The sequence below is a fragment of the Parvibaculum sp. genome (genome assembly GCF_049672805.1).
In the GTDB taxonomy this organism is placed as follows: domain Bacteria; phylum Pseudomonadota; class Alphaproteobacteria; order Parvibaculales; family Parvibaculaceae; genus Parvibaculum.
Map to the genome: position 1 here is coordinate 1 of NZ_JBATWS010000394.1, position 9,862 is coordinate 9,862.

Genomic DNA, 9,862 nt, shown 5'->3' on the forward strand with positions numbered 1-9,862 from the left:
GCACTTCCTCGCGCTTGCCGATATGCGCGGCGTGGCTTCCGTCGAATTTCCCATGTTTGACGCGGGAAGTGCGTTCGAGGCGGCGCTTGAAGAAGTGACGGCCCGGCAGGCGCGGTTCGTTGCTGAAACGGATCGTCACGAGCGGGCCTTTATTTCTTCTGATCTCACGGAAGAGGAATATCTCGCTACCCATATCCGCAAGAAGAAGCGCAAGGAGTTCAACCGCCTTTGGAACAGACTTTCCGAGCTGGGTGAACTCAGCTTCTCTGTTGATGACGGGTCGGATGTCGAAGGCTGGCTGAAGCGCTTTCTGGCGCTTGAAGCGGCTGGCTGGAAAGGCAAGCGCGGCACCGCGCTCAAGGTCGATCCCGATCAGCGCGCCTATTTCGAGAAGATCTGCCGGGGTGCGCAGCCGCAGGGCAAGCTGCATTGCACGGAGCTCTCGCTCGATGGCAAGGCGCTCGCCATGTTGACGAGCTTCCGCGCCGGACGCGGCCTCTCCACATTCAAGATCGCGTTTGACGAGGAATATGCGCGCTATTCGCCCGGTGTGCTGCTGATGCTGAAGCTGATCGGCGTGGTGCAGGGTGATGAGCGCATCGACTGGGCGGATTCCTGTGCCGTGCCCGATCACCCGATGATCGACCATATCTGGGCCGAGCGCCGCGCCATGCGCAGCGTGCTTGTCGCCGGTAGCGGTCTGCTCGGCCGCCCCGCCACACGCTATCTGACATTTGCAATCAAATCCGAGGCTCTGCTGCGCGCGAAGCTTCGGACCTATTACCACGCGTTCCGCAAGGAGATGGAAAATGACAAGGCTGATTGAGGTTTCGCGCGAGAGTGTCACAGACCCGATGCCGAGGGAAAGCTTCCGTGTCGCGCATCGGCTTGCAGATCATCCGCTGTTCAAGCTTGATCGTCTGGCGCGTCTCGCGGCATCGCTGCCTGCCGATCAGGTGGAGTTCAACGGGCCGGTTGCGCCCAATCAGGACCCGAACCTGACGCCGTCAAACGGCATGACGCCGGAAGAAACGGTGCGCCGCATCGAAGAAGCGAAGTCCTGGATGGTGCTGAAGAATGTCGAGTGCGACCCCGAATACAAGGCGCTGCTCGATGCCTGTCTCGATCAGGTGGCCGAGCAGACGGGTGGGCTGATGGGCGGTGCGCGCCAGCGTCAGGCATTCATCTTTGTCACGTCGCCCGGCAATGTGACGCCGTTCCATTCGGATCCCGAACTCAATTTCCTGCTTCAGATTCGCGGCAACAAGCGCATGTCGCTTTTCGATGCCAAGGACCGCGAGATCGTGAGCGAAGCGGACTCGGAGCTTTATCCGGGCAAGCATCGCAACCTGCCTTATGAGGAGAAGTTCGAAGAGAAGGCGACGCACCAGCATATCGAGCCGGGCGAAGGCATTTTCGTGCCGATCTTCGCTCCGCACTGGGTACAGAACGGCAATGAAGTGTCGGTGTCCTTTTCGATTACATGGCACACGGAAGAAACCGAGCGGCTGGTGAAGCTCGCTTATATCAACGCCATACTGCGCCGGTTTGGCTGGGCGCAGGCGGAAGCCGGTGAACGCCCGCTTTGGGATGATGTGAAGGTTGCCGCATATAACGTTCTCCGTCCGATCTATGACGGTGTGAAGCGGCTGGTGGGTGGCCGTTACGCGGCGCTTGCACTTTTCTTCGGGCGGAAGGCACCTGCTGCCACTGCGGCAGGCTGATGCGGCAGGCTACCGCGCCGCTACCATGCGGCGCGGGGCCTGCGCCCCATAGGCCTCGATCGGCTCGGCAGCATAGCGGCTGTAGCGCTTCAGATTTACCTGTGTCAGCAGAATACCGACCCGGCGGCTGCTTGCAGCCGAGAGAAGCTTCAGCGCGCGGGCCACGAGCTTGCGGTCCGTGTCTGCCCATTTCACGGTGAGCACGGTCACATCGGCGAGCTTCGCCAGCACCTGCGCATCTGCCGTGGCGAGTGCGGCAGGTGAATCGATAATCACATAGTCATAGGTCTGCTGAAGCGCTGTCAGCACCCATTGCATCTGCGAGGAGGCAAGGGCGGCAGTCGGGTTTGGCACATTTGTGCCTGCCTGAATGACATGCGCCTGCGTCAGCGGATCCTTGCGGATGACATGATGAAATCCTGCGCGGCCCATCAGCATGTCGGTGAGGCCCGGTTGCCGCATGACGCCGAGTGTGTCCTGCACGGCGGAAGCGTGAAGATCAGCATCGATAATGATGGTGCGGTAGCCGCCCATCGCGAAGGCGCGGGCAAGGCTTACGGCCGTTGTCGTCTTGCCTTCGCCGGGGACGGCGGAGGTGACAAGCACCTTTTGCGCGCGGCGTTCACCTACACGGGCAAGCAGGACGTGGCCCTGCAGGGTACGGATCGCCTGTGCGTAGATGCCGGCCGGATTGCGGAGAATTTCGCCCGCCGCCTGCGAGCGCGACGCATGCGGTTCGGCTTCCGGCAGAAGGCCCAGAAAAGGCATGCCCGTTGCGCGCTCGATCTGTTCACCGGTGCGGAAGCCACGCTGGAAGACTTCGAGCAGGAAAGCGACGCAGAACGCGAATATGAGACCGGCAAGCGCGGCGAAGGTGATGGCAGACTGAGTGCGCGGGAAACTCGGCTCGGTCGGTTGCTGCGCACGGGAGACGATACGAGCATTGGCGGCAGAAGCATCCGCCTCGGCGCGCGCATTTGCCTGCTGATATCGGAGCAGGAAGGATTCAAGAAGCGCCCGGTTCGTATCCGCCTCGCGCTGGAGCGCACGGAGTTTCACTTCATCCTGATTGATCTGTCCCATGCGGCGCTGGAAGCGGTCGAGGCTCGTGCGCAGCGAGTTCACGCGTGCAGCGGCAACGCGGGCTTCATTTTCAAGCGCCTCGATGATCTTGTGGACTTCCTTTTCGATCTGCTGCTGAAGATCCGCGAGGTTGGCTTGCGTCTCCTGCATCTTTGGATGCGTCGGGAGAAGCGTCTCGGACATTTGCGCAAGCTCGGCCCGCAGCTTCACTTCTTCCTGACGCAGACTCTGGATCAGCGGCGACTGGAGCACCTCCGCCGCCGTGTTGACGGCCTGACCGGAGGCGAGAAGCGTGCGTGCATTGCTGAGTTTTGCCTGCGCCGCCGCGCGATCCGCCTCGGCCTGCGAAAGCTGGCTGTTGAGTTCGGTAAGCTGCTGCTGGGGCAGGGTCGAGCCATTGGTGAGAAAGAGACCGGATTGTGCCCGGAAGGCTTCCACGGCGGCTTCTGATGCCTGCACTTTCTGACGCAATTCCTCGATCTGGTCGGCGAGCCATTTCGTCGCCTCAGTCGTCACATCGGTACGGCGCTCGATCTGCTGGGCGATGTAAAGTTCGGCCAGACGGTTCGGCACAATCGCTGCCATGCGCGGATCGGCAGAGGTGAAAACAATCGCGATCACGCGAGAATTCGCCTTCTGATAGACCTCAAGGCGCGACAGCACGACATCGGTGATGACTTCGATATCTGTCTGCGGGTTGCGCTCGCGCATGCCGAAGGCAATGGCGATGCGCCCGAAAAAGCCGGGAGCGTTGAGCGCGGGATTGAATTCGGGGTTCGCTGCAAGTCCGAGATCGGCGATAAGCCGCGCAATGAGCGGGCGCGAGGTCAGGACCTGAATTTCGCTTTGCAGTGTTTCGAGATCAGGCTGGGACGGAAGGCTCTGATCGTCGAAGGTCGAAATTTCGCCGGAGCGCGGCGAGAGCAGCACGCGGGTTTCAACCGTATAGGTGGGCGTTGCCGTCACGATCCAGAAGATCGCTACGACCATGAAAGCCGCAAAGGCACACAGAATGATGTGCTTGCGTGCCCATATGCCACGCAGCACTTCCCAAGGCGAGATATCGCCGATTGCATTTTCATCGGGAACCGACCGCCGCCGATCACCGAACGAAACGAGAGAACTGGTCTCGATGCTGCTCATGCCTTCCGCTCACAGGCGTCAGCGCAGCCGGGCCCGGCCGCGTTCTGACGTGGATGCAAGTAGAAGGGCTTTTGGTAACAGAAGCCTTAACGCGAAACAGTATATGGAGCGATTTGTCGCGGGTTTCCGCGTGAATCCCATCTCGAGGACAGGCCTGGCCCGGACGAAATTGCCAAAAAATTAACCCTTACGGCTCTAGCTTTCGGTCAGGAATGTCCCCGTCTGGAAAGTGAGAGATGATGAAGCTCCGCAGTGTCTTCATCCTTTTGATGACCCTCTTTGTGGCATCATGCGCGCCGCGCGGCATCATTGCCGAGCGTCCGGTGCCGACAGGTGCCGAGGTCTATTATCTCGACACGGGCGATCAGCTCCGCGTAACCGTCTTTGGTCAACCGGACCTGAGCGGCGAGTACACGGTGGACAGCACAGGCGCCATTTCCGTGCCGCTGCTTCCGCCCATCTATGCGCGCGGGCTGACGGCAGAGGAGTTTGAGGCGGCGCTGGAAGCCGAGCTTGGCGCGCGCCTTCTGCGCAATCCCAATGTCAGTATTCAGGTCACGCAGTTCCGGCCCTTCTATATTCTGGGCGAGGTGCAGACGCCGGGTAAGTATCCTTATGTGAACGGCATGACGGTGCAGAACGCAGCGGCGATTGCGGGCGGCTTCACCTATCGCGCGAACAAGGACCGCATCACGATCACACGCACCAGAGGCGACCGCATCGTGGAAATCGGCGTTGACAGCACGGCGGTGGTGATGCCGGGCGACACGATCCTCGTCAAGGAACGGTTCTTCTGATGGAGAAGACGGGGCAGGGCGAGCGGCGGGTGCTGCATATCATGCGCCTGCCCATGGGCGGGCTTTTTCGCCATGTTCGTGACCTTGTCATCGGCCAGCGTGAAGAGGGCATCGAGGTCGGCGTCGTCAGCGCCGCGCCACCGGATGACGGCATTTCAGCAGAACGGCTCGCGCTGCTTGAGCGCCATTGCAGCCTTGGGCTGCATCTGCTTTCCATGCCGCGCCTGCCGGGGCTTGGTGATGTCGTGAACATTCGCCATGTCGGTGCGCTAGCGCATCGGCTGAAGCCGAATGTGCTGCATGGTCATGGAGCAAAGGGCGGGCTGCTTGCTCGCCTTGCGCCTGCACCGCACGATACGCTCCGGGTCTATACGCCGCATGGCGGCTCGCTTCACTATGAGGCGACAAGCCTTCAGGGCTTTGCCTATCTCACCGCCGAACGCGCAATGCGCGCCCGCACTCATGGCGTGATCTTCGAGTCCGCTTTCAGTCAGAAAGCCTATCTGGCAAAGGTGGGTGAAGCGAAAGGCGTCACCGCCGTCATTCATAATGGCGTGTCGGATGAGGAGTTTGCACTTGTCGAGCGGGCAGACGATGCCGCCGATTTCCTGTTCATCGGCGAATTGCGGATGCTGAAAGGCGTCTCGACACTCATCGAGGCCGCCACGCTTCTTGCGCGTTGCGTTCATATCCGCATTGTCGGCGCAGGGCCGGATCGCGCTCGCTTTGAAGAAATGGCGAAGGCGGCGGGCGATCATGTGCGCATCGAGTTTCTGGGGGCGATGCCAGCGCGTGAGGCCTTCAAACTCGCGAAAATCGCGGTGATGCCGTCCTGGAATGAATCGCTGCCCTATGTCGCGCTGGAAGCAGCAGCGGCAGGCGTTCCCCTCATAGCGACCGATGTTGGCGGGATACCGGAGATATTTGGCCCGCTTTCCGCACATCTTGTACCGCCGCGGGATGCGGCTGCGCTTGCGGGGGCGATGGAAGCCGCGCTTACCGACCTTGATGCGACAAGGACCATTGCGATGCGGCTTCGTTCCCGCGTTGCCGAGCATTTTTCCGCAAGTCGCATGGTTGCGGAGATCGACGTCTTCTACACAAAGCTTGCCGCGCGGGGGCGTGGTCTTTCCGATGCCGCTTTGCTGATGGGGGATGATGCGCGGCTCACAAAGGTGGGGCGCTGACATGGATGGCTGGCAGATAGACAGCTTTCGTGCGCCGCAAGGCACCGCCCGGCGGCCAATGGCAGTGCAGCTTGCCGAGATGCTTGTCATGCTGGTTCTGCTGACGAGCTTTTACGTCAAGTCACAGGCGGGGCAGGAGCAGCCCACGCCCTATGACATGCTGATGGTCGGCACGGTCGGGCTGCTCTTCATGTTCGGACTTCGTCCGCCGCGCGGGCTTGGCTGGCCTGCCGCGCTTTGGGGCTTTGTCATCATCGGCTATGGCATTGGCGCGTTGAATGCTGTGTTCATTGATCGTGTGCGCCCGTCGCTTACCGTGACCATCTATCTCATCGGCTCATTTCTTTTTTTTGCGGCCTGGGTCTATGCCGACCCCGCGCGCCGCATGATGCAGATGATGTGGGCTTATACGGTGGCTGCACTATTCGCGGCTCTTGCGGGTATCGCAGGTTATTTCGGAGTGGTGCCCGGCGCGGAGATGTTCACGCAATATGGCCGCGCGACAGGCACTTTCAACGACCCTAACGTCTTCGGACCGTTTCTTGTCGCGCCCGTTCTGTTTCTGTCGATGATGCTGAGCCGGGCAGGCTCCGTTCGTTCCTTGTGGATGGCGGTGCCGCTTGGAGTGCTTGTTCTGGCGTTGCTTCTCAGCTTCTCGCGCGGTGCGTGGGGTAATATGGCGCTATCGGGACTCGTCTTCTTCGTGATGACGCTTGCGACCTCGCAATCGGCAAAGCAGGCGATGCGGCTTATCGTCTTTGCCGGTCTCGCCGTTCTTGTGGGCGCCATTGTCATTATGGTTGCGCTTGCCGATCCGAAGGTTTCAGCACTTTTTAGCGAACGCGCCTCGCTGACGCAGAATTACGACACCGACCCGGAGCATGGCCGATTCGAGAGCCAGGAGCGGGCCTTCCGCATGGTGCTGGAAAAGCCGCTCGGCCTTGGCCCTGCGCAATGGGCGATAATCAACGACCTCGACACCCATAATGTCTATCTGCATGTGCTGGTGGCGGGCGGCTTCCTTTCCGGTTTTGCCTTTATCGGTTTCGTGATGCTTTCTCTGGTGCGCGGCTGGCGGGCGGCCTATCGGGGAGAACCGGAGACGGGGATACTCGTTGTCATCTTCTCGGCTCTGGTCGGGCATTTTGCGGAAGCCGTCATCATCGACATCAACAACTGGCGGCACCTCTATCTGCTGCTCGGGCTGCTCTGGGGGGCGGTCCTTGCAATCGAGGCGCGCAAGGGCGCTGTCAGACCGATTCTTGCGGGCAACAACCAGCCGGATACATTCCGCCTTGCCCCGGCGGACGGTTTCCGGGCCTGAGGCGCCCGTTTGGGCGTCTAAACGCTGATTTTCCGAGAAATATTGGAGGCCACGCCCGGAATCGAACCGGGGTATACGGATTTGCAGTCCGCTGCGTCACCACTCCGCCACGTGGCCTTCGCCTGCTTTCGCCGGACAGGTCCGTCATCAGCAAGGCGGGCGGGGTATAGCAAATTCCATCGCCCGGGTACAATCATCATTGCGCATCTGCCCCAAAGAGGTGTTAACCGGGGTCAGACCGGCGCTCGAAAGAGCCTTGCGGGCGGTTCGGAAGGGTTCTCCCATTCAGCGAATTGAGTTTGCCATTCGGGCGCTTTATAAACGCGGCAACCCTCTCAGCGTCTTTCCCGGATGCCCGGATAGTCATCAGGACCAGATATGACCGATTTCGCTGCTGCCCGTCTCAACATGGTCGAAAGCCAGGTTCGCGTGAACGGGGTCACGGATGAACGAGTCCTCGCCGCCATGAACTCTGTCCCGCGCGAACGGTTCGTCCCGGCTGCCCGGCAGAGCCTCGCCTATATGGACGAATGTGTTCGCCTGACGGATGAAAGCCCCGCGCGCTATCTGATCGAGCCGCGCGTGTTCGGGAAGCTTGCCCAGCTTGCAAAAATCACCTCGAAGGATCTCGTTCTCGATATTGGCTGCGGCACCGGCTATTCGACGGCGGTGCTTGCCCGGCTTGCCGGTACGGTGATCGGCCTTGAGAGCGACGCGGCGCTGGCGGCCCAGGCGGGTGCGCTGCTCGGCGAGATTGGCGCTGACAATGCGGTGGTCGTCAACGGCGCTCTGGAACAGGGCCATGCCGCGCAGGCACCCTATGACGTGATTTTCGTCAATGGCATGGTGAGCGCGGTTCCCCAGGCGCTGGAGAATCAGCTCCGTGAGGAGGGGCGGCTGGTTGTCGTGGTGGGCGACGGGGTGACGGGCAGGGCGAGGCTCTATATTCGCTCCGCCGGCAGCTTCAGCGGGCGCGACGCCTTTGACGCCAATATTCCCTTCCTGCCCGGTTTTGAACCTGTCGAGACCTTTGTTTTTTGACAGTTACTAGCAGGTTGCATCTATTCCAGCGAAATACTGTGCCATAGGGGAATAGCATTTCGTCGCGCCTGCATTTAGCCTGCCGGACGAAATTCATTTCGCGGAAGCGTTGAGGGACGAGGCCGCCGTTAGCTGAGAAGTAACGAGAATGAAGAAGTCCAGAATTACGTCCCCTGACAAAAAAACCTCTCTCCGGTCCATCGCCATCATACTGGGAACGACCGCGCTGGTCGCCCTTTCGCCGCTTGCGACGGCCTCGGCCGATACGCTGGTGGATGCGATGGCGGCAGCCTATCAGACCAATCCTGTGCTGCAGGCCCAGCGCGCACAGCAGCGCGCCACGGACGAACGGGTGCCGCAGGCGCTGTCCGGCTGGCGTCCTTCCGTGCAGGCGCAAGGCTCTTATGGTGCGGTGGACACCAAGACGACGCTCAATGCGGGCGTCACCTCGCGGGATGATCTGCGTCCGCTCAATGGCGCTGTCACCCTGAGCCAGAATCTTTTTGCCGGTGGCCGCACGGTCAGCGCCACGGATCAGGCGGAGGCCGTGGTGATGGCGGGCCGCGCGAACCTTGAAAGCGTGGAGCAGGCGACGCTGCTCAATGCGGTGCGCGCGTATATGGATGTGATCCGCGACCAGAGTGTCGTCGAACTCAACAAGAACAACGTCGAAGTGCTGCGCCGCCAACTTGAAGCGACCACGGATCGCTTCCGCGTGGGCGAGCTGACGCGCACGGATACGGCGCAGGCCGAAGCGCGGCTGTCTCTTTCGCGTGCGAACCTCATTGCGGCTGAAGCACAGCTCACGGCAAGCCGCTCTTTCTATGAGCGGGTGGTGGGACAGATGCCGGGCACGCTGGAGCGGCCTGCAAGCCTGACCGACCTTCCCGAAAGTGAAGAAGCCGCGCGCCAGATTGCCGAGATGAACAATCCGACATTGCGAGCTGCCCGCCATGCCGAAGCGGCGAGCCGCGAGGCAATCAACGTCGCCAAGGGTGCGCTGCTGCCGACTTTCGATGTGCAGGCCCAATATCGCTATGGCCGCGACCCTGCGAGCACCATCCGCGATGTGGAAGAAAGCTCGATCCTTGGCGTGCTGACCGTGCCGCTTTACCAGAGCGGCGTCGAATATTCGCAGGTCCGTCAGGCGAAGGAACTCAATAATGAGAGCCGCATGCAGGTGATGGCGGCGCAGCGCGAAGTGCATGAGGCGGTGCGCAATGCCTGGGAAGTGCTGCGGGCCTCCCGTGCCGGCATTGTCTCCACCCGCGAAGCCGTGCGGGCGAGCGAGATTGCGCTTGAAGGCGTGAAGCAGGAATCGGAAGTTGGTGCGCGCACCACGCTTGATGTGCTGAATGCCGAGCAGGAATATCTCAACACCCGCGTTTCGCTTGTCAGCGCCGAGCGTGACCTTGCCGTGGCCGAATACGGGCTTCTCGCGGCGATGGGGCTTCTGACGGCGCGCAACCTCGAATTGCCGGTCGAGTATTACGATCCGGCTGCCAATTATGGCGAGGTTCGCAACAAGTGGATCGGCTTCGGCACGGCGAGCGACGAGTAATC

At 61.1% G+C, this 9,862-nt stretch carries 8 protein-coding genes and 1 tRNA gene; 7 read left to right on the forward strand and 2 right to left on the reverse strand.

Annotated elements, in window-relative coordinates; translation table 11 throughout:
• On the forward strand, window positions 1–826 hold an 826-nt coding region (locus tag WBF74_RS12245), incomplete at its 5' end, for a GNAT family N-acetyltransferase (RefSeq protein ID WP_424440246.1).
• Window positions 810–1,724 carry a cupin-like domain-containing protein gene (locus WBF74_RS12250; protein WP_424440249.1) on the forward strand — a complete coding sequence of 305 codons (915 nt, stop codon included), beginning with the start codon at window positions 810–812 and terminating at the stop codon, window positions 1,722–1,724. The genes WBF74_RS12245 and WBF74_RS12250, both read left to right, overlap by 17 nt.
• A gap of 9 nt (window positions 1,725–1,733) precedes the next feature.
• On the opposite strand, the gene WBF74_RS12255 is transcribed toward WBF74_RS12250, so the two are convergent.
• The gene (locus tag WBF74_RS12255) at window positions 1,734–3,950 is read right to left on the reverse strand and encodes a GumC family protein (protein ID WP_424440252.1); all 2,217 of its coding nucleotides are present in this window, start codon (window positions 3,948–3,950) and stop codon (window positions 1,734–1,736) included.
• Window positions 3,951–4,186: 236 nt separating this feature from the next.
• On the opposite strand from WBF74_RS12255, the gene WBF74_RS12260 reads away from it, so the two are divergent.
• From WBF74_RS12260 to WBF74_RS12270, 3 genes are read left to right on the forward strand one after another with little or no spacing between them, the layout of a single operon-like run.
• Complete coding sequence (locus WBF74_RS12260) at window positions 4,187–4,747, forward strand: polysaccharide biosynthesis/export family protein (protein WP_424440255.1); 561 nt, start codon at window positions 4,187–4,189, stop codon at window positions 4,745–4,747.
• Window positions 4,747–5,934 (forward strand): glycosyltransferase, encoded by a 1,188-nt coding sequence (locus WBF74_RS12265; protein WP_424440258.1) that lies wholly within the window; start codon window positions 4,747–4,749, stop codon window positions 5,932–5,934. The genes WBF74_RS12260 and WBF74_RS12265 overlap by 1 nt, the downstream gene beginning before the upstream one ends.
• A gap of 1 nt (window position 5,935) precedes the next feature.
• The gene (locus tag WBF74_RS12270; RefSeq protein ID WP_424440261.1) at window positions 5,936–7,258 is read left to right on the forward strand and encodes an O-antigen ligase family protein; all 1,323 of its coding nucleotides are present in this window, start codon (window positions 5,936–5,938) and stop codon (window positions 7,256–7,258) included.
• 43 nt (window positions 7,259–7,301) lie between these two features.
• On the opposite strand, the gene WBF74_RS12275 is transcribed toward WBF74_RS12270, so the two are convergent.
• Window positions 7,302–7,375 (reverse strand) — tRNA-Cys (locus WBF74_RS12275).
• A 261-nt stretch (window positions 7,376–7,636) separates the two neighbouring features.
• On the opposite strand from WBF74_RS12275, the gene WBF74_RS12280 reads away from it, so the two are divergent.
• Complete coding sequence (locus tag WBF74_RS12280; protein WP_424440264.1) at window positions 7,637–8,299, forward strand: protein-L-isoaspartate O-methyltransferase family protein; 663 nt, start codon at window positions 7,637–7,639, stop codon at window positions 8,297–8,299.
• 148 nt (window positions 8,300–8,447) lie between these two features.
• Window positions 8,448–9,860, forward strand: a complete 1,413-nt coding sequence (locus WBF74_RS12285) for a TolC family outer membrane protein (protein WP_424440267.1) — start codon at window positions 8,448–8,450, stop codon at window positions 9,858–9,860.
• Window positions 9,861–9,862 lie beyond the last annotated feature (2 nt).

Coding starts and splice junctions, on each gene's coding strand:
- WBF74_RS12265 (WP_424440258.1), top strand. CDS start 4,747: ATGGAGAAGACGGGGCAGGGCGAGCGGCGGGTGCTGCATATCATGCGC.
- WBF74_RS12260 (WP_424440255.1), top strand. CDS start 4,187: ATGATGAAGCTCCGCAGTGTCTTCATCCTTTTGATGACCCTCTTTGTG.
- WBF74_RS12280 (WP_424440264.1), top strand. CDS start 7,637: ATGACCGATTTCGCTGCTGCCCGTCTCAACATGGTCGAAAGCCAGGTT.
- WBF74_RS12250 (WP_424440249.1), top strand. CDS start 810: ATGACAAGGCTGATTGAGGTTTCGCGCGAGAGTGTCACAGACCCGATG.
- WBF74_RS12255 (WP_424440252.1), bottom strand. CDS start 3,950: ATGAGCAGCATCGAGACCAGTTCTCTCGTTTCGTTCGGTGATCGGCGG.
- WBF74_RS12285 (WP_424440267.1), top strand. CDS start 8,448: ATGAAGAAGTCCAGAATTACGTCCCCTGACAAAAAAACCTCTCTCCGG.
- WBF74_RS12270 (WP_424440261.1), top strand. CDS start 5,936: ATGGATGGCTGGCAGATAGACAGCTTTCGTGCGCCGCAAGGCACCGCC.